Raw genomic sequence first — 21,423 nt, 5'->3', positions numbered from 1 at the left:
AGTGACCAGCCAGGTCAGTAGCCCAGCCGAGCAGTCCGACGGGGCCGAAAGCGCGATCGTCGGCGAACAGCGGACGCCCCCGGGCCCGAACGGTGACAACCCGGACGGAGCGGGCGCCTCCGGCGCCGCCGGCGGCCCCGGCAAGGAAGTACGCCGACTCGATCGGGTGATCATTCGGTTCGCGGGTGACTCGGGTGACGGAATGCAGCTCACCGGTGACCGTTTCACTTCGGAGACCGCTTCCTTCGGGAACGATCTGTCGACGCTGCCGAACTTTCCGGCCGAGATCAGGGCGCCCGCCGGGACGCTGCCGGGTGTGTCCTCGTTCCAGCTGCATTTCGCCGATCACGACATCCTGACGCCGGGTGACGCCCCGAACGTGCTGGTCGCGATGAATCCGGCCGCTCTGAAGGCGAACATCGCGGACGTGCCGCGCGGCGCGGACATCATCGTGAACACCGACGAGTTCACGAAGCGTCCGATGGCGAAGGTCGGCTACGACTCCTCCCCGCTGGAGGACGGCACCCTGGACGCCTACAACGTCCACCCGGTGCCGCTGACCACCCTGACCGTCGAGGCGCTGAAGGACTTCGGGCTCTCCCGCAAGGAGGCCGAGCGCAGCAAGAACATGTTCGCGCTGGGTCTGCTGTCGTGGATGTATCACCGGCCGACGGAGGGTACGGAGAGGTTTCTGCGGCAGAAGTTCGCGAAGAAGCCGCAGATCGCCGAGGCGAACGTGGCCGCTTTCCGGGCGGGCTGGAACTTCGGGGAGACCACCGAGGACTTTGCCGTCTCCTATGAGGTGGCGCCGGCGACGCGTGCTTTCCCCGCGGGTACCTACCGCAATATTTCGGGGAATCTGGCTTTGTCTTACGGGCTGATCGCGGCGGGCCGGCAGGCTGACCTGCCGCTCTACCTGGGTTCGTATCCGATCACTCCGGCCTCCGACATCCTGCACGAGCTGAGCCGGCACAAGAACTTCGGGGTGCGGACCTTCCAGGCCGAGGACGAGATCGCCGGGATCGGCGCGGCCCTGGGCGCGGCCTTCGGCGGGGCCCTGGCCGTGACCACCACCTCCGGGCCCGGTGTGGCTTTGAAGTCGGAGACGATCGGGCTGGCGGTGTCGCTGGAGCTGCCGCTGCTGATCGTGGACATCCAGCGCGGCGGCCCCTCCACCGGTCTGCCCACCAAAACCGAGCAGGCCGATCTGCTGCAGGCCATGTACGGGCGCAACGGTGAAGCACCCGTCCCGATCGTGGCCCCCCGCACCCCGGCCGACTGCTTCGACGCGGCACTGGACGCCGCCCGGATCGCCCTGACCTACCGCACCCCGGTGTTCCTGCTGTCCGACGGCTACCTCGCCAACGGCTCCGAACCCTGGCGGATCCCCGACGTCGCCGACCTCCCCGACCTCACCGTCCAGTTCGCCTCCGGCCCCAACCATGAGCTCGCGGACGGCACCGAAGTGTTCTGGCCCTACAAACGCGACCCCCACACCCTGGCCCGCCCCTGGGCTTATTTTATGAGCTACGGCGAAGGCGGAGGTCTACACGGGGTGGTTCGGCGGCAGCGTCAGGTGTGTATAAGGGACCGCCGTGCTGCCTGACGCGCCGGCCGCGCAGGGCGCCGAGCCGGTCCAGGGCCGTGGGGCTGGTGGGGCGGCCGTCCTCCAGCAGGGCGGCGCCGCCGCCGTTGATCCGGGCCCGCAGGGCGGAGAGGGCCCGGCGGGCGTCGCCCGGGTCCATCAGGTCGGTCAGCTCGGCCGGCTCGGCGAAGTGGATGCCGGTGATCTCCTGGGCGGGGAGGCGGATGGACTCGATCCGCCCGCGGGACCAGGTGCCGCCGTCGAAGACGTGCAGGATCTCGCCGGGGAACCCCATCCCGGGCGGCATCCCGGGGGTGTCGGCGGGGATCCAGTCGACGGCGAGGCCGCGCGGGTAGCGGCCCTCGATGCCGAGCTCCTCGTACATCTCGCGGGCGGCCGCCGCGGCCGGCGACTCGCCCGCGTCCACCGCGCCGCCCGGCAGCAGCCGGTCGCGGCGGTAGTCCACGCTCTGCACGAGGACGCGCCCGTCGGCGTCGGTGACCAGGACGACCGCCCCGGTCCACAGCGCGGCGCGCGAGGCCCCGTACTCCTCCGGGGTCATCCACGTGCCCGGCCCCGCGGGCCCGCCGCCCGCGTCCTCGGTCACGGCCTCGTCGGTCAGCTGCGGCATCGGACTCCATTCACCGTAGGGGGGCGTTCACCGTGGGGACCCGCCGCCTGTGCAACAGCCGGGACTCCTCCCGGGTTACGGAGACCACGCCCACCGACTTTGCCACCCCTATACCTCCTTATTACCTGGTTACACGGATCTTGCTACGTTCCGGGGTGCGGACTGGCGGCATGAAAACCGCCGGTCCGACCACGTCACCGGAACGAGGAGAGACCCCGACATGCGACGCGCACCACGTACGGGCACCCGGGCGGCCACCGGCAAGCGGTGGACCGTGCCGGGCGTCGCGGGCGTGGCCGGCGGCGCGGCGGTCCTCGGATTCGGTGGGCTGTACGCCGCCGGCCTGCTGCTGGCCGGCGAGGACGTCGCCGTCGGCACCAAGGTCCGCGGTGTCGACATAGGCGGGATGAGCCGCACCGAGGCCCGCCAGGCCCTGGACCGGGAGCTGGGCCCGGCCGCCGCGGCCCCGCTGGAGCTGCGGATCGGGGAACACGCCGAGCGGGCCCAGCCCGGCACGCTCGGGCTGTCCCTGGACACCGGCGCCACCGCCGAGCGGGCCGCGCGCTCCGGATCGAGCCCCGTGCGCGTGATCGGCCGGCTGTTCTCCTCCGGCGATCCCGATGTGGAGCCGGTGGTCCGGCTCGACGAGAAGACCGCCCGCGCCGCCCTCGACGGGATCGGAGCCAAGGCCGCGCAGGAGGTCCGGGAGGGCTCGGTCGCCTTCGAGAAGGGCAAGGCCAAGCAGGTGGCCCCGGTCACCGGCACCGCCCTCGACGTCGACGGCTCCCTCGGAGCGCTGCGCTCCGGCTACCCCCGGGCCCGGGCCGCGGCGGCCGAGCCCGTCACGCTGCCCGTGCGGCGCACGGAACCCCGCATCGGCGGGCAGGAGACGGAGCGGGCGCTCAAGGAGTTCGCCGAGCCCGCGATGTCCGCCCCGGTCACCCTCACCGTCGACGGCAAGCGCATACCCGTCGGCCCCGCCGTCCTGTCCAAGCACCTCACCGTCAAGGACGACGGCGCGGGCCGCCTCGCCCCCGTGCTCGACGGCAAGGCGCTGCTCGCCGACCCGGAGCTGGCCGGTCCGCTGCGCCAGGCGACGCCCGGACCGGTGGAGGCCCGATTGCGCACCGACGCGGCCGGGCGGGTGTCCGTGGCCGAGGAGGGCCGCCCCGGGCGCCGGGTGAGCGAGCAGGGCCTCGGCACGGCGGTGCTGCCGCTGCTGACCGGGTCGGGCGCGGCCGCGCGTACGGGTGAGGTCGCCACCGAGGAGGTCCGGCCGACGCTGGCCGCGAACACGGTCGAGCAGCTGGGCATCAAGGAGAAGGTGTCCTCCTTCAAGGTCGACTTCGAGAAGGCCCCGTACCGGACCACGAACATCGGGCGGGCCGCCGAGCTGATCAACGGCTCGGTCGTGCTGCCCGACGAGACGTGGAGCTTCAACCGCCGCGTCGGCGAGCGCACGAAGGAGAACGGCTTCGTCGACGGCCTCATCATCAACAACGGCCAGTACGAGAAGGCTTCGGGCGGCGGGGTGTCGGCGGTCGCCACCACCGTGTTCAACGCAATGTTCTTCGCGGGCGTCAAACCGGTCGAGTACGGGGCGCACTCCTTCTACATCGAGCGCTACCCGGAGGGCCGCGAGGCCACCGTCGCCTGGGGCAGCCTGGACCTGCGCTTCGCCAACGACTCGGGCAAGGCCCTCTACATCCAGGCCGAGGCGACCGACACCTCGATCACCATCACCTTCCTGGGAACGAAGAAGTTCGACGAGGTGCGCGCGGTCAAGGGCCCGCGCACGAACGTCAAACCGCCGGCCACGCGGACGGACGACGGCGCGAAGTGCGAACCGCAGTCCCCGCTGGAGGGCTTCGACGTCGCCGTGGACCGCGTGTTCGTGCGGGGCGGGCAAGAGGTCAAGCGGGAGACCATGAAGACCCGCTACACACCGAGGGACAGCGTGACGTGCGGGTGAGCGGGCGCTGCCGCCGCCGCTGAGCGCGTGACGGCCGCGCGGTGTGCCCGCGCGGTGTGCCCGCGGCCACCCTTGCGGGTGAAGTGCATGCGGGGGCAACGGGGTTCGTGGGGCAGGGTGGGCGGTTGGACTCGGGCCGGGGACCGCGGACGCCCCTGATCACCGCCGCGCTGATCGTCGCCTCGCTGGCCCTGGCGACCGGGGGCGTGACCGTACGGCCGGCCGGGCCGGGTCCGGGTCCCTGGCCGGCCGTACGGGGACGTGCAAACAAAGACGGACACGACAGACGTCGGCCGAGTCAGCGACGCCGAGGCCCAGAGCGAGGTGACAACGACGGTGCTGTCTAACAACGCGGGGACCGAAGCCGGACCGGCCCCGACCGCGCGCGCGCCGGGCACCCGGGGGGCGCCAACGGGCCCGCGTGCCACGCGGCTCCCGGCCACAGTACCGGCCCCGCGCCACGCCCCGGCCGGCCCCCCCGCGCCCGGGAGGGCCGGACGGTGGCGCGGGGCCGGTCCTGTCACCGGGACCCGGGTGCCACGAGGTGCCGTTGGAGACCGCCGGGTGCCAGGGGACGCTCCGGTGCGGTCTGGGCACTCGTCGTTCTCAACGAGGTGGGACGGAAACGGTTCTGCACGCACGTGCGGGGGCACGGCACAGCAACCGGCCCGGGGCCTGTTCGTTGACCGTGTGGGGATGCACTCCGTGCCCGGCTCTCCGAGTGGCCGGGTGCGGGCCCTGTTTGAGCGGCTCGGCTCGGTGCCCTGGGGTCCGCCGGACGAGAGTCGTCCGGCAGGTCCCGGGTTTTCGGGACTCGGGTCTCGCGGAGCGCCATACCTCAGCCCCGGTCACGACGTGATGGCGAGGGTGCCGGATACCGAGCCGTTGGTGCGGGCGTCGATGGTTCACGCGTGTTCACGGGTCTGGTCCGTTCGGGTGAGGGGAAAACGATCCCGCGGGCCGGGCGGGTTACGCCACTGCGGCGATGAGCGAAACGATCCTGACTGTCCGGCTAACCGCGGGGCCGCCGACCGCGCGCTGGCCCACGCGGTGTGCCGTGGCTGCGAACTGTTGCCCTACCTCAAGAATGGAGTCCCGGCATGGGACTGACGACAGCCACGATCGTCTCCGAGCTGGAAGCGGCGAACAAGGTAGGTGACCCGAAGGCCGACCAGATGGTGTCCGACCTGATCGACAACAAGGAGATCGACGGGGTCAACGCCCTGTTCCGTACCATCGGCACCCTCAAGCCCGGACAGGATCTCTCCGAACTTCCGCCGCGCCTGGCGGAGTTCCTCAAGGAGGCCGCGGCCGGCCCGCCGGACTGGTCCGAGGCTGACGTCAAGGCCGCGGAGAGCTTCTTCGCCCACCACCACGGCGAAGTCAGCATGCTCCAGGGCACGGTCGGCCTCATCGGCACCTACCTCTCCCCGACCGGCGCGTTCACCCTGCGCTCAACCGGCCGCCTCGGCGGCGTCCAGGGGCCGGGCCGGCGCCTGTCGCAGTCTTCCCGCCTCTTCCTCGACATGGGCAATGAGAACGCCCTGCGCGACGGCACCCTCGCGGCGAACGTCACCAAGGTCCGCCTGGTCCACGCATCGGTTCGCCAGCTCCACCAGAAGAGCGGCGAGTGGGACTACGCCAAGTGGGGCGAGCCGGTCTCGCAGAAGTACACCACTGGCGCCACCTGCGTCTTCTCCACCCAGATCATCCAGGCCATGGACCGTCTGGGCATCGACGTGGCCAAAGACGATGCCAAGGGCTTCATGTGCGCCTGGCACTACGTCAACCACTACCTGGGCACACCCGAGAAGTGGCTCCTGCCCAAGGACCCCGACCTGGTCGAGGGTATGTGGAACCACGTACGTGACGAGGAGTGGAAGAAGACCGACGACGGGGTCTTCATGACCAAGCAGGCCGTCGACTTCTACAAGAAGTTCTACCCGCCGGGCGTCCACGACGCGTTCACCGCCATGGTCCGCCACGCGCTCACCGACAAGTACGCGGACATGGCCGGCCTGCCCAAGAGCATCCTGGACGCAGCAGCCAAACCGCTCGCGGCAGGCCACGACCTGGTCAGCGGCATCGGCAGCGGCCTCCTCGGCGGCGGCATCAAGAAGGCCACCGGCGTCAACCCGTACAAGGAGATCGTCGGTATCGCTTCCAAGAGCTTCAACGAGGTCCAGAAGTTCGCCCTCACTCACGACCAGGACAACCAGCCACAGATGCACCAGGAACTCCACGACAACCGCTGACCGCCCCCTACCCTCCCGCACAGCCGGTTCGGGCACGATGAGGACGCCGCTGCTCCGCCCCTGCCGTGAGGTAGGACGCCCCATAAGCGCGCCGCAGTACGGACGCGCGAGGCAGAAGCCAAGGACGGCAAGATCGGCTCGTCCGTCTGCGGCAAGGGCCTGCGGGGCGATGACGTGGTCGCCCGCCTGGAGGGCCACGGGGCGGGGGTACGCGCTCCGTGACCCGTTATGACTGTGATCGTTGGCAGGCCATGACCCACACGAAGCGTGTACTGGCTGCCGTGGCCCTCACCGGTGCCGCCTTGTCCTTCTCCGGCATCGCACATGCCCAGGAGAGCGAGCCGGCCCCGTCCTCATCTACCGCGGCTCCGTCCGTGAACGATGACAGCATCGACGCTCTCGCCGACGGCTTTATCAACGTCTTCAACAAGCAGACACGGGAGCTGCTCAGCAACGTCGAAAGCTAGCGGGCAAGCCGCGTTGGCCTCGCCCGTTTCCGCGAGTGCGGCGTGGCCCTCGGAGCGGCGCAGCAGTGCGGCCCGCACTGCTGCGCCCACTCCTCGCCGGGATCGGGGCTCCAGACGGCCAGCCCGGCGCCGCGCCACTCGATGAGCAGCGGGTCGTCCAGGGGGACGGCGTCGGGGTGCAGGCCGCGGTCCGCCGCAGGAACTCCAGGAGGTCGCGGGGGCTCAGGGCGCGGCCGAGGATCTCACCGTCGCCGCGGACGCGGCACCCGCCCTCGGCGTGCGGGGGGTAGACGATCACGCACAGGCCTGGGCTCATTTCCTCCACCCTGCCGGTACCCACTCACTCCAGCACTCCGAGGGCGACGTGAGGACGGCACTGCGGGCAGCCGTGTATGCCATCGGCCAGGGACGGCGCGCCTCTTCGCCCGTCAGGGCGGAGGGTCCGTTTGTGTGGGGGTGGGAAAGGGGAGGTGCCGGGGGCTCCGGCTCCGCGACCCTGACCTGGGTGGCGCCCGCCGGCTCCTCCATCGAGCGCGACGGCAAGCTCTACGAGGTCAACGGCAAGCCGGTGCGCCTGATGTACGGCACCACGCCCGTGTACCGGACCATGAAGACCGGGGACAAGGGCGAGGACGTCAAGCAGCTCAAGCGCAACCTCCAGGCCCTCGGCTTCGGGACCGGCCTGGACCCCTCGGACGGCACCTTCACCGCGGGCACCGCCACCGGCGTCAAGCGCTGGCAGAAGTCGCACTCCCTGAAGGAGACGGGCGAGATCGGCAAGGACGACATCGCCTTCGCCTCCGGACCGCAGCGGGTCCAGAAGAACGACATGGCGGTCGGCGACGAGGCGGCCGCCGGCAAGCCCGTGCTGACCCTGACCGGCACCGAGCGGCTGGTCCGCTTCCAGCTGGACGTGGCCAAGGCGGGCGCCGCCAAGGTCGGCGACCCGGTGACCGTGACCCTGCCGGGCGGCGCCACCGCCACCGGCAAGATCGAGTCCGTGGGCAGCACCGCCAACCCCGACGACCCGGCCTCGGGCGGCGCGGGCGGCCCGGGAGGCCCGGGCGTCGGCGACAAGAAGCCGAAGCTCCAGGTCGAGGTCACCCTCGACAACGCCGCCGAGGCCAAGGGCCCCGACCAGTCCCCCGTCTCGGTGAACCTGACGGGCGAGACCCGCAAGGGCGTGCTCTCCGTACCGGTCAACTCCCTCCTCGCCCTCGCCGACGGCGGCTTCGGGGTCCAGGTCGTCGAGAACGGCACGGTGCGCGAGGTCAAGGTCGAGCTCGGCATGTTCGGCAAGGGCCGGGTCGAGGTGAAGGGGGACGCCCTCAAGGAGGGCATGCGGGTAGGGGTCCCGAAGTCATGAACAAGCACGCCCACGCGGTCGTCGAGCTGGCCGGCGTCACCAAGGAGTACCCCGGCGGGGTCGCGGCCCTGCGCGGGGTCGACCTCACCATCCTGAACGGCGAACTCCTCGCCATCGTCGGCCCGTCGGGCTCGGGCAAGTCCACCCTGCTGCACATCGTGGGGACCCTGGACCGGCCGACCGCCGGCCGCGTCGCCATCGCCGGGTACGACATCGCGAGCCTCTCCGACCGCGCCCTCTCCGCCCTGCGCTCGCGCCACGTCGGCTTCGTCTTCCAGTCCTTCCACCTGGTCCCGGGCATCAGCGCCCGGGCCAACGTCGCCGAGGGACTGCTGTACTCCGGCCTCTCGCGGGCCGAACGCGGGCGGCGGGCGGAGCGGGCCCTCGCGCGCGTCGGCCTCGGCGACCGCATGGACCACCGGCCGCACGAACTGTCCGGCGGGCAGAAGCAGCGCGTGGCGATCGCCCGCGCGGTCGCGGGCGAACCGGACCTGCTCCTCGCCGACGAGCCGACCGGCGCGCTGGACACGGCGTCCGGCGAGTCGGTGCTGGAACTGCTGCACGAGCTCAACCAGGACGGGGCCACCATCGCCGTGATCACCCACGACAACGAGATCGCGGCGAGCCTGCCCCGGCAGATCCGCATCCGCGACGGCGAGATCGTGGCGGACGTGTGGAACGCCGACGCGCTGGGGGTGGGGGCGTAGTGGGTTCCCGTACGAAGTCCCGCGCGGCCGGCAAGCAGGCCCGCGGCCGGGCCCGCAAGCTGTCCCCGCCGCGCCTGGGCCCCCGCGACGTGTTCCACGTCGGATCCGCCGGCCTGCGCTCCCGGCCCATGCGCGTGTTCCTGTCCGCGCTCGGGATCGCGATCGGCATCGCGACGATGATCGCGGTGGTGGGCATCTCCTCGTCCAGCCAGGCCAAGCTGCTCCAGGAACTCGACAAGCTCGGCACGAACATGATGGTCGCGACCGCCAGCCCGCCGATGTTCTCGGGACAGGACACCAGCCTGCCCGAGGACGCCCCGGGCATGATCGCCCGTATCGACGGGGTCGAATCGGTCGGCGCGACGGGGGACGTGAAGGAGTCCGTCCGCCGCAGCGAGAACATCCCGAAGGAGGAGACCAGCGGCATCGCCCTCAAGGCGGCCAAGGGCGACCTCCTCGAGACGCTCCGCGCCCGGATGGGCAGCGGGAGCTGGCTCAACGACGCCACGGGCCGCTACCCGTCCGTCGTCCTCGGGCACGTCACCGCCGAGCGCCTGGGCATCACCGGGCCGGGCGCGCAGGTCTTCATCGGCGGCCAGTACTTCACCGTCATCGGCATCCTCGACCCGATCCCCCTCGCACCGGAGATCGAGCGCTCGGCGCTGATCGGCTGGGATGCCGCGAGGACCCTGCTGGGCTTCGACGGCCACCCCACCTCCGTCTACGAGCGCTCGGCGGACGACCGCGTCCAGGAGGTACGCGGGCTCCTGGGCAAGGCGGCCAACCCCCAGACGCCGAGCGCGGTCTCGGTCACGGACCCGTCGGCGGCCCTGCAGGCGAAGGCCGCCACCGAGGGCGCCTTCAGCACGCTGCTCCTCGGCCTCGGCGGCATCGCCCTGCTGGTGGGCGGTGTCGGGGTGGCCAACACCATGATCATCTCGGTCCTGGAGCGCCGCCACGAGATCGGCCTGCGCCGCTCCCTCGGCGCGACCAAGGGCCAGATCCGCATCCAGTTCGTCACGGAGTCCCTGCTCCTGTCGGGCCTGGGCGGCCTGGCCGGCATCGCCCTGGGAGGCGCGGCCACGGCGGTGTACGCCCAGGCCGGCGACCTCCCCTGGGTGGTCCCCCTCTGGGCGGTAACGGGCGGCTTCGCCGCAACCCTGGCCATCGGCACGGTGGCGGGCCTCTACCCGGCGGTCCGCGCGGCAGGCCTGTCCCCGACGCTGGCGCTCCAGGCGGGGTAGGGGGCGGGGGCGTTGACGGCGGGTCCCGTCTCCTATACACATCTCACGTCTCCGACTCACCACTCTGGTTCGCTCTCGGGTGGCGGGTGGGGAGGCGGGTCGCCGGCAGGAGGGCGAGGGCCAGCAGGACGGCGGCGATCGCGTACGTGGTCCGGAAGCCGGCCGGGGTCGTGCCCACCGAGCTCAGGGTCACGGAGGTGAGCGCGGTTCCCACCGAGGCCCAGATCTGCGCGTTGATGCTCAGGATCGTGCTCGCCGCGGTCATGCGGTCCTTCGGGAGGTCGCGGCTCGCGGTGGCCATCGTCGGCATCAGGACCATGCCGGCGCCGACGCCCATGACCATCGAGGCGGCGACGACCCGCCAGGCCGCCACGTCGGCGGTACCCGTCTGGAGCGCGGTCAGGGCCATGCCCAGCGCGCCCGTCGCGATCCCGGCCCGGATCAGCCGGCGCGGCGAGACCTTGTCGATGCGCCGCGAGGCGATCTGCATGGTCAGGCCGACGACGAGGCCGACCGGCGCACCCAGCATCCCCGCCGCCGTCGCGGTCGTGCCGCGCGCCTGCTGCCAGTACATCGGGCCGAGCAGCATCGAGCCGAAGTAGCCGCAGGTGAACAGGGCGAGGGTGGCGACCCCGACGCCGAAGGTGGGGTCGCGCAGCAGCCTCAGGTCGAGCAGCGGCTCGCGGGCCGTCAGCGCGCGGCGGCCGAAGGCGGCCACGAGCGTGGCGCCGATGAGGGCGGGCAGGAACGCGCCGGGGGCGGTGAGGGTGCCCTGCTCGGCGCCTCGGGCGAGGCCGAAGAGGAGGAGGGCGAGGCCCGGCGAGAGCATCAGCAGGCCGGGCACGTCCAGCCCGGGGGCCCGGGCCGCGGCCTCGGCCTCGGCCGGGTCCTGGGCCGAAGACCCGCCGCGCGGGGCGTCGGGGCGCAGCAGCTTCGCGGCGAGCGCCAGCGCCACCGCCCCGACGGGCAGGTTGACCAGGAAGATCCACTGCCAGGACGCCACGTCGATCAGCCAGCCGCCCAGGACCGGGCCGATCACGGGCCCGACGATGATCGGGAGCCCGAGCAGCGCCATCACCCGCCCGAGCCGGGCCGGGTCCGCGCCGCGCATCACCATGGCCATCCCGACGGGCATGAGCAGCCCGCCGCCGAGGCCCTGTACCGCCCGGAAGGCGATGAGGCTGCCGGCGTCCCAGGCGCACGCGGCGAGCAGTGACCCGAGCGTGAACAGGGCGAGGGCGGTCAGGTAGGTGCGCTTGGCGCCGATCCGCCCGATGGCCCAGGGCGCGACCGGGATGACGGCGGCGAGCGCGAGCGTGTACGCGCCGGCCGTCCACTGGATCGTCGCCAGCGGTGAGTGGAAGGCGTCGGAGAGGCGGTGCAGGGCGACGTTGACGATCGTCATGTCGAGTACGGACATGACCGAGCCGACGATCACGACGCCCGCGGTGCGGCGGAGTTGGCGTGTCGTGAGAGGGGAGGCGGGCGTGGGTTCCGTGGATTCCGGTATCGGGCGGGTCTTGTGCCGTGTGCTCATCTCCTTCCGCCCCCCTCAGCCCTGGTACGGACGGCTCGTGCGGGCGGCGCGCAGCGCCCGGCCCCACCAGGTCAGCTGGCCGAGCATTCCCTTGACGGCGCCCTCGGACACGGCGGTGTCGCGCGGCACCCCGTCCTCGCCGAGCCCCGACCACGGCCCGTGCAGGCTCACGGAGTCGCGGACGGTCATGGCGTGCAGCTCGGCGAAGACCAGCCGCAGCTGCTCGACGGCGCGCAGGCCGCCGCCGAGGCCGCCGTAGGAGACGAAGCCGGCGGGCTTCGCGTGCCACTGCCCGTGGTGCCAGTCGATGAGGTTCTTCAGGGCGGCCGGGAAGCTGTGGTTGTACTCGGGGGTGACGATGACGAAGGCGTCGGCGGCGGCCAGCCGCGGGGTCACCTCCGCCAGGGCGGCCGCCGCCCGGGGGCTCGGGGAGCTGCCCCAGGCGGGCATGGCCAGCGGCAGATCGACGTCGGCGAGGTCGATGACGTCGAGCTCCAGGCCGCCGTGTGCCCGGGCGGCGCCGAGGAACCACTCGGTGACGGCGGGGCCCTGGCGGCCCTCGCGGACGCTGGCGACGATCACCGTGACGCGCAGCGGTGCGTCCTCATCGGAGACGGGGGAGGTGGGGGAGGTGGGAGTGGAGGCGGTGGCAGGCATGGCGGTGTCCCCTCGTTGGCGGGGCGGTCGCTCGGTGCGGCCGCTCCTCCGGTAAAGTACAACGTGCGTTGTAAGAATTGCAACGACCGTTGTACTTATGTGGGCGAGGAGTCGAGATGACCGGCAGCGCCAGCAGTGCCAGCAGCACCAGTGCCAGCGCCAGCGCCAGCAGCGCCAGTGCCAGCGGCGGCGGCAGCAGCAGGAAGCTGGAGAAGCAGATCGCCATGGCGAGCGCCTCCTGTGGCGTCTTCGGCCGCGAGGGCTACGCGCGCGCCTCCGTCGACACCCTGGCCGCCGCGGCCGGCGTGTCGACCCGCACGCTCTACAACCACTTCCCGGGCGGCAAGGCGGAGCTCTTCCGCACCGTCGTCACCTGGACCTCGACCCGCGTCCGCGACGCGCAGATCGCCCGCATCGACGCCCTCCTCGACCCGGAGCGCCCGCCCCACCCCGACGACCTGGAACGCGATCTGGGCGCCCTGGCCCACGCCTTCGTCGGCCTCATGTCCGACTACCCGGACCACTTCGCGCTCGTCCGCCACATCCACGCCGAAGCCGACCACGTACCGCCCGAGCTGCTGGAGGCGTGGACGAACGCCGGCCCGGGCCCGGTCGGGCGCGCGCTCGGCGACGCGATGGCGGGCCTGGCCGCCGCCGGCCTGCTCGACGTGCACGGAGACCCGGCCATGGCGGGCGCCCACTTCATGGCGCTGGTCTCCCACTCGCTCGTGCAACTCACCCACTACGGAGTCCTCCCGCTGCCCCAGGAGCAGGTGGACCGCCTGGTCACGGGAGGGGTCGCCGCGTTCCTGCGGGCCTACCGCGCGGCCTGACCCGGCAGGCCGTCGGAGAGCCCCGCCCCCGCCCCCACCGTGCGCCGTCGGGCACCGGCCGCCGCGCCGGTCCCCGACGGCGGCGCAGGAACGTTCTCAGGCTGAAAGGCAGAAATGAGCGTTCGCCACGCCCACGGCTCCCACCCGCACACCGACCACCACCACGCGGTGAGCCCGGACTCCGACCGGCCCTATCCCACCCCGGCCCCCGCGCTGATCGCCGGGGGGGCGGCCGCCGAGCGCGCGGGCGGGCACTTGGGGTCGTCCGGGGCCGAGGCGAAGACGACCGCGGTGGGGAGGAGGTGCTTCGGGGCGGGGACAGCCGCGGCGAAAACCCGTGGGCCGTCGGTGGGCCGGGCGGTGAGCCAGCAGCCGGCGAACGGGTCGTCGACGAGGGTGCCACCGCCCCGAACCACTTCTTCACGACCGAGGTCGTCTTCGCCCTGGCCGCGGCCGACGCCAAGAGCCCGGCGGCGCGCAAGGCGGCCGACTTCCTGGCCACGCCCGCGCAGACGGACGCGTACGCCTACCCGGCGGGCAAGGACGGGATACCCGACGCCACCGCCGCCGCGCGCCTGGCCCTCGTCGCCGAGGCGACCGGCAAGGACCCGCGCGCCTTCGGCGGGCGCGACCTGCTCGGCGACCTCGTGAAGTACGTCTGCCCCCGGGACATCGGGGTCGGCGATCCGGTCGAAGGCTGCCTCACCAAGGGCGACTTCCGCACCACCGGCCAGTCCGACGCGCAGGCCATGGCCGTCATCGCCCTGCTGGGCGGCGGCGTGACGCCCCCCGCCGACGCCGTGAACCGGCTGACGGCCCTCCAGTGCGAGGACGGCGGCTTCACCGGCGTCCTGATCCGCTCCGGCGGCTGGTGCGACAGCGACGCGAACTCCACCGGCCTGATCACCCTGGCCCTCAAGCGGGCCGGCGGCCACGACGCCGCCGTCCAGAAGGCACGGGCCTACCTCAAGAAGTCGCAGCTCCCGACGGCCGCTTGGCCCTCCGCCTCCTCCATGACGACCGGCAGCCCGGCCTCCACCGCCTGGGCCGTCCAGGCGCTGCGCGCCCTCGGCGACGACGCCTTCGCGGACGCCGGCCTCTCCTGGCTCTCGCGGCACCAGTTCCTCGGGGCCGGCTTCGGCTTCGAGGAGGACGACACCGAATCGCGGCTGTTCCCCACCTCCACGGTCGCCCTCGCGGGCGCCAAGAGCGACCTCGTCACGCTGACCACCAAGAAGGTGGACCCGCCCACGCCTCCGGCCGGAGCGGCGCCTGACCTCGTGAAGGGCACCGCCTACCTCACCGACCGCGGCCGCCTGGTCCAGGGCCGCTACTACGAGAGCGGCCCGGGCACCGGCTTCGCCGACTACGGCCTGACCATCGACGGCGCCTACGCGCTGGCCGCCACCGGCAAGGACAACACCGCGCTGCGGGGCATCGTCGACTTCCTCGACAAGGGCGGCAAGGACGGCAAGGGCCGCGGCATCCACGACTGGACCCTCATCGGCACCAAGTACGCGGCGGGCGGCTCCATCGGCAAGACGGCCCTCCTCGCCGAGGCCGTGGGCCGCGACCCGCGCGCCTTCGGCGGCCAGGACCTGATCGCGGCCCTCGCCAAGGGAACCTGCACGGCCAGGACCGAGACGGCCGGGCAGTGCGCGGCCAAGGGCAACTACACCTACGCGACCTCGGTCTTCTCCCAGTCGCTCGGTGTCATGGCCCAGGTCCGCGCCGGGGAGACGGCCGCGGCGGCCGAGCCGATCGCCTACCTCAAGAGCCTCCAGGACCCGTCCGGCGGGTGGGTCAGCCTGATCGGTGAACCCAGCGGCACCGAGGTCGACTCCACCGCGATGGCCGCCATGACCCTGGACCTGCTGCCCGACGCCGGCTCGCAGGCTGCCGTGGACAAGGGCCTCGCCTGGCTCGCCGGCCGGCAGAAGGAGGACGGCGGATTCCCCGGCGCCTCCGGCAACTCCGTCAACTCGGCGGCCCTCGCCGTCCAGGGCCTGTCCCTGGACTCCTCGAAGTACGCGGTCCAGATCGCCAGGGCCCGCGCGTTCCTGGCCTCCCGGCAGAACGGTGACGGCGGCTTCGACATCGCCAAGGGCGGCCAGCCCGGCTCCGACGTCCGCGCCTCCACCCAGGCCCTCGGCGGAACCACCGGCATCTCCTTCGGCACTCTGGCGCGCAGCCTCGAGGGCACCGCTCCGGAGCCCCTGCCCAGCACCTCGGTCCTGCCTTCGGCCTCGCCCTCCGCCTCGCCGACCGCACCCGTCATCGTGACCCCGGGCGAGGACGCGGGCGCCGCGGGCTCCTCCGGCGGCAGCGGTTCGGGCGGCGGGGGCGCGCTCGCCTCCACCGGCCCCCGGGTCGGCGGCCTCGCGGCCGCGGCCCTGGTCCTGGCCCTGGGCGGCTGGGGCCTCACCCGCGCGGCGAAGCGCCGCCGCGAGAACACCGGGAGCCGGGCATGAGCGGCAACCGCGTCCTGCGGGCCCTCGCCCGTACGGCCGCCGCGCTCGACCTGACGGTGGCGGCGTTCGCCGCCACCGCGGCCCCGGCCGCCGCCGCCCCGCAGCCGATGGGCCAGTGCACCACCAGCTCGGGCGTGGTCCTCGCCGTCGACTTCGGTCACTGGGGCGGCCCCGTCTACCGCTCCTGCGGGTCGACGCCCACCACCGGCCACGAGCTCCTCAACCAGGGCGGCTGGGCCACCACCGGCACCGGCCACGACGGCCCGGCCTTCATCTGCCGCATCGGCTACAGCGGCCACCGGGGCGGCAAGCAGTACCCGACCGCGCAGCAGGACGACTGCGTCCTGACCCCGCCGGCCTCCGCCTACTGGTCGTACTGGCACGCGGGCCCCGGCCAGAACACCTGGGAGTACAGCCAGCTCGGCGCGATGCTCTACAAGCCCAAGCCCGGCAGCGTCGACCTGTGGATCTTCGGCGGTACCGACATCGAGGGCACGGAGGGCAAGCCCGTCGTCACCCCCGACCAGCTGCGCGCCAAGAACACCCAGCCGACCGGCGGCCCCGCGCCCGAGGACACCCTGAATGGCACTGCGACCGTGGAAGTCTGCACAGTAGAGGTCGTCGGCAGCGTCGGAGGGGTATAAGGGACAGGCGGGCGGCCGGACGAGTACGGGCCCGGGCGCCGGCGGGGCCGGGGCCGGGGGTGCCGGCACGCCCGGCGGGTCCTCCACCCCCGGCGGCTCGGGCAACGGGGGCGGGGGCTCGGCCAACGGCGGGTCCACCCCGCCGCAGGGCTGCGGAGGGGCGAGCTGGGGCGCCATCACCAACGTCGGCAACGGCCTCAAGATCGGCCTGGGCACCAGCAGCCCCCAGGGCGGCGCCAAAGTGGTCACGGGCGGCACCACGGCCTTCGGCTGGGTGCACGAGGAGGGCAACTACGACAGCATCAAGGCGTGCAGCTCGTCCGGCGCCGCGATGAGCCGGGCGCTGACGCAGTTCGGCGACACGGTGCGCGTCGAGCTCGCCGGCCAGTTCTCCGGGGACGTGTGGTGGAACCTGGAGAAGGCCCCGACCTCGGGCGCCTACTTCATCAAGGACATCAGTTTCCAGGGCGGCTGCCTGACGTCCAACGGCGCCGGCGCCCAGCTGACGGTGGTCGCCTGCGACTCCGGCAAGGCCCAGCAGTGGCGGATGCCGTAGCCGCGGCGGATCCCGTAGCCGCGACGGACCCCGCGGGCGCCCTGCCCGGCGATCACCGCCGGGACGGGCACCGGGTGGCGGGGTCAGTGGGCCGATCCGCCGAATTCGGCGTGCTGCGTGAGCAGGGCGAGCTCCGGCTCCCCCGTCGGCTCCGGCGGCGGGAAGGAGGCGCGCCGCGCCTCCGCCCGTGCTTCCGCGAGGAGCCTTTCGAACGCTTCGTCCGTCACGATGGGTCACCTCCTCCCGCCGTCGCGGGTCCCTCACCAGTGGTTCGTGGCGGCGGCCCGCCGGGATTGGCGTCGCGGGCCGCGGCCGGTCAGCCGAAGCGGCCCTGGACGTAGTCCGAGGTGCGGGGGTCGGCCGGGGTGGAGAACATGGCCTGCGTGGGGCCGTGCTCCACGATCTGGCCGGGCGTGCCCTGGGCCGCGAGGAAGAAGGCGCACTGGTCGGACACCCGGGCCGCCTGCTGCATGTTGTGCGTCACGATGACGATGGTCACCTCGTCGGCCAGCTCGCGGATGGTCTCCTCGATGCGGCGCGTGGAGGTCGGGTCCAGGGCCGAGCAGGGTTCGTCCATCAGGAGGATCCGCGGGCGCACCGCCAGGGACCGGGCGATGCACAGGCGCTGCTGCTGGCCGCCCGAGAGGGCTCCGCCCGGCTGGCGCAAGCGGTCGCGGACCTCCTTCCACAGGCCCGCCTTGGTGAGGCACTCCTCGACCAGGACGTCCTTCTCGGCTCCCGAGGCGCGGGTGCCCGTCAGTTTGAGGCCCGCCGTGACGTTGTCGTAGACCGACATCGCCGGGAAGGGGTTCGGCTTCTGGAAGACCATGCCGATCCGGCGGCGCGCGTCGGTGAGCCGGCGGCCCCGGGCGTACACGTCCTCGCCGTCGAGCAGGACCTCGCCCGCCAGCTCCGCGCCCGGGATCAGCTCGTGCATGCGGTTCAGGATCCGCAGGAAGGTGGACTTCCCGCAGCCCGAGGGGCCGATCAGGGCCGTGACCTGGCCGCCGGGCATCGTCAGGGAGACCCGGTTGAGGACCTTGCGACCGCCGAACCACGCCGAGACGTCACGGGCGTCGAGGGTGGAGGCACCGGTGGCGGGGAGCGTGGGGAGGGAGAGCGTCTGCGTCATCGCGGCCTCGTTCACAGGAGGTTGGGCAGGAGGAGGGCGGCCTGGTCGGCGACCGCCAGACCGAGCGCGGCCAGGACCGGGAAGCCGACCAGCCAGGTGTGCGCGCGGCCCCAGCGGAGCCGGGCCCAGGCCAGGGCGGCAGCGGCGAGCAGTAGTCCCTGGGCCCACAGGACCAGCGGGAACCAGGCCGAGGTCTGGCTGCCCAGCGGGGCCTCGTCCGCGGCGAGGCGCCCCGGGGTGCGGCCGCCGGACTGCTGGGCGGGCGTGGTGAGTTCGGCGTCCACCTGGACCACTCCGTCGGGCATGTACGGGGTGCCGTCGGCGGTCATGAGCGTGAGCCGGCCCGCGTCCCCGGCCGGCCGGGAGGGCACCGGGTCGCCCGCGCGCCGCACGCCCAGCACCTTGTACGTGTGCTCGCCCTGGCCGGTGACGACGAGGAAGGTCTCCCCGCGCGCCAGGTCCGCGATGTGGGCGAACGGGCCGCCGTAGCCCGCCTGTCGGCCCATGATGATGCTGGTGCCGGGCTGGCCGGGCAGCACGGTGTCGCGGCGGTGCCCCGGCCCGGCGGTCAGCACCTCGGAGGTGGTCGCCTCGCGGACGACCTCGCGCAGGCCGATCTGCGGGATCTCCAGCAGCGCGACCGGTGTGCCCGGGCTCGTCGGACCCAGCGGGGCGGTGGCGTTGGCGAGCCCCTCCCGCAGCTGCGCGTACCCCACCCGGCGGTCCCGCTCGTGGCGGAGGTGGCCGAGCGGGCCGACCTCGGCGACGAAGCCGAGGAGCAGGGCGCCCAGGATGGACAGGGCCGCGCCGGTGGCCCACAGGCCCGGTGAACCCGGACGCCCCGCCGGAGCCGTGACGGCTCCGGCGGGGTCGGGGCGCACGTCCACCGGCGGGGTGGAGGTGGCTGTCATGGTGTCTTCTCCGGAGGGGGATGTGCGGGTCAGTTGCCCGAGAAGGTCAGCAGGCCGCGGCGGCGGGCCCACCAGACGGCCGCGCCGCCGGTGGCGACGAGGCCGGCGCCGAGCAGACCCACCGTGCCGGCGTCCGCGCCGGTGTTGGCGAGGCCGCCTCCGGAACCGCCCGCGGAGCCGCCCGAGACGTTGGTGGAGACGCCCACGCTGTCACCGCCGGCGGAGCCGCCCGTGGTCCCCGCCGAGGCCGACGCGGAGGGCGAGGGCGAGGCCGACTCGGAGGCGGACGCCGAGGGGGTGGGGGACGCCGACTCCGAGGAGGTCGGGGTCGGCGTCCCCCACCCCCTCGGCGGGTGGCAGGCCCGCATGGTGGAGATCGACACCGGTCTGGCTCCCGGTACGAGCGAGCCGCGGGAAGGGTTCGGGCTGGGGACGACGCTGGCCCAGCGATGCGCCGCGATGTCGGCGCGTCTGGCCGTCGCCGGCATCCGCTGCTCCGCCCACACTCTCGCCGACAAGCGGCGCATGTGGAAAGCGGCTGGGGAGAACCCGGCCGTCCTGCTGCCCCGGCTGCGGGACAAGCGGCCTGGCGGCTTCACCGACCCGCGGTGTCTGGCGGCCATGGAAGAGGTGGTGACACGGCGTGCACGCGAGTCGGATGTGACCGTCGAGCTGATCCGCGAGGAAGTGGAAGACCTGCTGCGTTCGCGGTACGCCGCAGAACTCGGCGATCCGGCTGTCGCGGCGATGCTGCTGCCTTCTCGTTCCACCTTCTACCTGCGGATGAAGGAGTCTGGTCTGGCTGATGCCCTGGGCCGGCCGACACGGGCCCGGGCCGCACTGGCCTGCACCCCGCCCCTCCCCCACGGTGGGCGCGGGGCCGTGCTGAGGCCGGGGCAGGTCACCCAGGTCGACACCACGCCGCTGCGGATCCTCGCCTGCGGCGACGACGGGCGGCCCACCGCCGCGGAGATGACCGCGCTCATCGATGTGGCCAGCCACAGCGTGTGCGCACTGATGATCACTCCCAGCCGTACGGGGGACGCGGCGAGCGGGCAGGTCGGCCGGGCGATGCGGGCGATCGACTTGACCTTGATGCTGGCGCAGGCCTTCGCGCCCTGGCCGGTGATGCCCGGCTGGGACCCTCTGAGTGCGGCCGCCGCCTCCAGCCTGCCGTTCGGGGCGCTGCGGGCGGCGGACGAGCGGTTCAGCGAGGCCACGGCCGCCCGCCCGGTCATCCGTCCTGAGCTGATCGTCTACGACCAGGGCAGCCCCTATGTGAGTGAGCACTTCACGTCAGTCTGCGACCGGATGCGCATCGCGCGGCGCCCGGCACGCAAGAAGACCCCGGCCGACAAGCCGCTCGTCGAGCACTTCTTCACCACCCTCGCGCATCGCTTCAGCCAGTACGTGCAGCATGGCTGGCAGGGCCGCAGCCATAAGAAGCGCGGCCACGGTATCGAGCGCATGCCGCTGTTCACGATCGCCGAGCTCCAGCAGATGGCCCAGGAATGGGTGGCGCTGGACTATCAGCAGACTCCCGATGCGGGGCTGCGAGACCCGCTGCGGCCCGGGGTCGTGCTGTCTCCCAACGACATGTATGCCGTCCAGGTGGCCCGTAGCGGGTACCGGCCGGTGCCGCTCACCGCCGCCCAGAACCGCTTTTTCCTGCTGCCCCGCTGGGTCATTCCCGGCAAGAGCGGGTTCATGATCAACTACAGGACCTATCAGCCCGTCGCACAGGACGCCGGACACTACCGCGAGGTCTTCCTGCGTGGCGGCTCGAAACTGCCCGGCCGCGGGGACCGTTGGGAATGCCGCTTCAACCCCTACCGGCCCGAGCGGGTATGGCTGCATGACCACACGGCGGGGAACTGGGTCACGTGCGATTTCCGGCTGCGCCACCTGCTCCACGACCCGTGGAGCGCGGACATGTGGCAGGAGCACGCCGAGCAGCACCGCGCGGCAGGCGGCAGCGAGCGGGACGAGGAGGCGATCGCCCTGGCCCTGGCGCAGCGCGAACGCCGCCGCCGCAGTAGCAGGCCTCCCTCGAAGCGCACCGGAGCCGAACCGTCTTTCCGAGGTGTCGAGTTGGAAACTGAGCAGCTGGCCCCGGACCCCTACGCAGGTCTGGAGGAGTACGACCTTTCGACCCTGCGGCCCCGCCCGGGACTGCCCATCTCCCCTCTGGCTCCCCCGCCTGCGGACAGGACCCCAGACACGGCCGGGCCTGGGGCCAGGAAGCGAGAGGGCACGCAGGCTCCGCACCCGCTCACGGCCCTCTTCGTCCCCTCCGGCTGCGAGGCCGGCGGCCCGCCCCACGCCGACGTCGGCCTGACGCCGGCCGAGGAGTACGAGGCCGTCGAGGCCGAGCTCCTCGACGACCTCGGCGCTGGTACGGACAGCGGCAGCGACGAGGACGTCATCGACGCGTGGGAGGCGTAGGCAGCCCGGA

General features: G+C 72.9%; 17 protein-coding genes and 2 pseudogenes. 12 read left to right on the top strand and 7 right to left on the bottom strand.

Annotation, left to right across the window (positions count from 1 at the left end; genetic code table 11):
* Window position 1 precedes the first annotated feature (1 nt).
* Window positions 2-1,516, top strand: a pseudogene (locus DRB96_RS41275) (2-oxoacid:acceptor oxidoreductase subunit alpha); the annotation flags it as partial.
* Between the two features lie 4 nt (window positions 1,517-1,520).
* Here DRB96_RS41275 and DRB96_RS41270 read toward each other — a convergent pair.
* The gene (locus tag DRB96_RS41270; protein ID WP_239517839.1) at window positions 1,521-2,216 is read right to left on the bottom strand and encodes an NUDIX hydrolase; all 696 of its coding nucleotides are present in this window, start codon (window positions 2,214-2,216) and stop codon (window positions 1,521-1,523) included.
* A 220-nt stretch (window positions 2,217-2,436) separates the two neighbouring features.
* Here DRB96_RS41270 and DRB96_RS41265 point away from each other — a divergent pair, with 220 nt between their 5' ends.
* The 6 genes from DRB96_RS41265 to DRB96_RS41235 all read left to right on the top strand — a co-directional run bounded on the left by DRB96_RS41265 (window position 2,437) and on the right by DRB96_RS41235 (window position 10,227).
* Window positions 2,437-4,188: a VanW family protein gene (locus DRB96_RS41265; protein ID WP_112452953.1), complete on the top strand. Its 1,752-nt coding sequence runs from the start codon at window positions 2,437-2,439 to the stop codon at window positions 4,186-4,188.
* A 1,100-nt stretch (window positions 4,189-5,288) separates the two neighbouring features.
* Window positions 5,289-6,443: an oxygenase MpaB family protein gene (locus tag DRB96_RS41260; RefSeq protein WP_112452952.1), complete on the top strand. Its 1,155-nt coding sequence runs from the start codon at window positions 5,289-5,291 to the stop codon at window positions 6,441-6,443.
* Window positions 6,444-6,694: 251 nt separating this feature from the next.
* Window positions 6,695-6,910 carry a hypothetical protein gene (locus DRB96_RS41255; protein ID WP_162689158.1) on the top strand — a complete coding sequence of 72 codons (216 nt, stop codon included), beginning with the start codon at window positions 6,695-6,697 and terminating at the stop codon, window positions 6,908-6,910.
* 505 nt (window positions 6,911-7,415) lie between these two features.
* Window positions 7,416-8,276, top strand: coding sequence for a peptidoglycan-binding protein (locus DRB96_RS41245; RefSeq protein ID WP_239516652.1), 861 nt, complete (start codon window positions 7,416-7,418; stop codon window positions 8,274-8,276).
* Entirely contained in the window at window positions 8,273-8,983 is a 711-nt protein-coding gene (locus DRB96_RS41240) for an ABC transporter ATP-binding protein (protein WP_112452950.1), read from the top strand. The genes DRB96_RS41245 and DRB96_RS41240 overlap by 4 nt, the downstream gene beginning before the upstream one ends.
* 59 nt (window positions 8,984-9,042) lie before the next feature.
* On the top strand, window positions 9,043-10,227 hold the full coding sequence (locus DRB96_RS41235) for an ABC transporter permease (protein WP_112454427.1): 1,185 nt from the start codon (window positions 9,043-9,045) through the stop codon (window positions 10,225-10,227).
* 43 nt (window positions 10,228-10,270) lie between these two features.
* Here DRB96_RS41235 and DRB96_RS41230 read toward each other — a convergent pair whose 3' ends face one another.
* Complete coding sequence (locus tag DRB96_RS41230; RefSeq protein ID WP_112452949.1) at window positions 10,271-11,764, bottom strand: DHA2 family efflux MFS transporter permease subunit; 1,494 nt, start codon at window positions 11,762-11,764, stop codon at window positions 10,271-10,273.
* Between the two features lie 15 nt (window positions 11,765-11,779).
* Complete coding sequence (locus DRB96_RS41225) at window positions 11,780-12,421, bottom strand: NAD(P)H-dependent oxidoreductase (protein ID WP_112452948.1); 642 nt, start codon at window positions 12,419-12,421, stop codon at window positions 11,780-11,782.
* Between the two features lie 116 nt (window positions 12,422-12,537).
* Between DRB96_RS41225 and DRB96_RS41220 the strand changes: the two genes are divergently transcribed.
* The 4 genes and pseudogenes from DRB96_RS41220 (at window position 12,538) to DRB96_RS41205 (ending at window position 16,925) form a co-directional block, all read left to right on the top strand.
* Window positions 12,538-13,254, top strand: a complete 717-nt coding sequence (locus DRB96_RS41220) for a TetR/AcrR family transcriptional regulator (RefSeq protein WP_112452947.1) — start codon at window positions 12,538-12,540, stop codon at window positions 13,252-13,254.
* Window positions 13,255-13,556: 302 nt separating this feature from the next.
* Complete coding sequence (locus DRB96_RS41215) at window positions 13,557-15,725, top strand: prenyltransferase/squalene oxidase repeat-containing protein (RefSeq protein WP_204357956.1); 2,169 nt, start codon at window positions 13,557-13,559, stop codon at window positions 15,723-15,725.
* Window positions 15,722-16,297 (top strand): annotated as a pseudogene (locus DRB96_RS41210) (hypothetical protein); the annotation flags it as partial. The gene DRB96_RS41215 and the pseudogene DRB96_RS41210, both read left to right, overlap by 4 nt.
* 313 nt (window positions 16,298-16,610) lie before the next feature.
* Window positions 16,611-16,925 (top strand): hypothetical protein, encoded by a 315-nt coding sequence (locus tag DRB96_RS41205; RefSeq protein ID WP_112452946.1) that lies wholly within the window; start codon window positions 16,611-16,613, stop codon window positions 16,923-16,925.
* An 83-nt stretch (window positions 16,926-17,008) separates the two neighbouring features.
* Here the strand turns inward: DRB96_RS41205 and DRB96_RS43545 are convergent, their stop codons facing one another.
* The 4 genes from DRB96_RS43545 to DRB96_RS45640 all read right to left on the bottom strand — a co-directional run bounded on the left by DRB96_RS43545 (window position 17,009) and on the right by DRB96_RS45640 (window position 19,174).
* The gene (locus DRB96_RS43545; RefSeq protein ID WP_162688947.1) at window positions 17,009-17,152 is read right to left on the bottom strand and encodes a hypothetical protein; all 144 of its coding nucleotides are present in this window, start codon (window positions 17,150-17,152) and stop codon (window positions 17,009-17,011) included.
* Window positions 17,153-17,241: 89 nt separating this feature from the next.
* A complete protein-coding gene (locus DRB96_RS41200; protein ID WP_112452945.1) occupies window positions 17,242-18,057 on the bottom strand; it encodes a phosphate ABC transporter ATP-binding protein in 816 nt (271 codons plus the stop codon).
* 11 nt (window positions 18,058-18,068) lie between these two features.
* Window positions 18,069-18,968, bottom strand: a complete 900-nt coding sequence (locus DRB96_RS41195; protein WP_112452944.1) for a class E sortase — start codon at window positions 18,966-18,968, stop codon at window positions 18,069-18,071.
* 29 nt (window positions 18,969-18,997) lie between these two features.
* A complete protein-coding gene (locus DRB96_RS45640; protein WP_162689157.1) occupies window positions 18,998-19,174 on the bottom strand; it encodes an LPXTG cell wall anchor domain-containing protein in 177 nt (58 codons plus the stop codon).
* A gap of 25 nt (window positions 19,175-19,199) precedes the next feature.
* Here DRB96_RS45640 and DRB96_RS41185 point away from each other — a divergent pair, with 25 nt between their 5' ends.
* Window positions 19,200-21,413, top strand: a complete 2,214-nt coding sequence (locus tag DRB96_RS41185) for a transposase (RefSeq protein ID WP_239517838.1) — start codon at window positions 19,200-19,202, stop codon at window positions 21,411-21,413.
* Window positions 21,414-21,423: the final 10 nt, after the last annotated feature.

Source organism: Streptomyces sp. ICC1, assembly GCF_003287935.1.
Taxonomy (GTDB): domain Bacteria; phylum Actinomycetota; class Actinomycetes; order Streptomycetales; family Streptomycetaceae; genus Streptomyces; species Streptomyces tritrimontium.
This window is presented reverse-complemented; position numbering and strand designations above follow the sequence as displayed.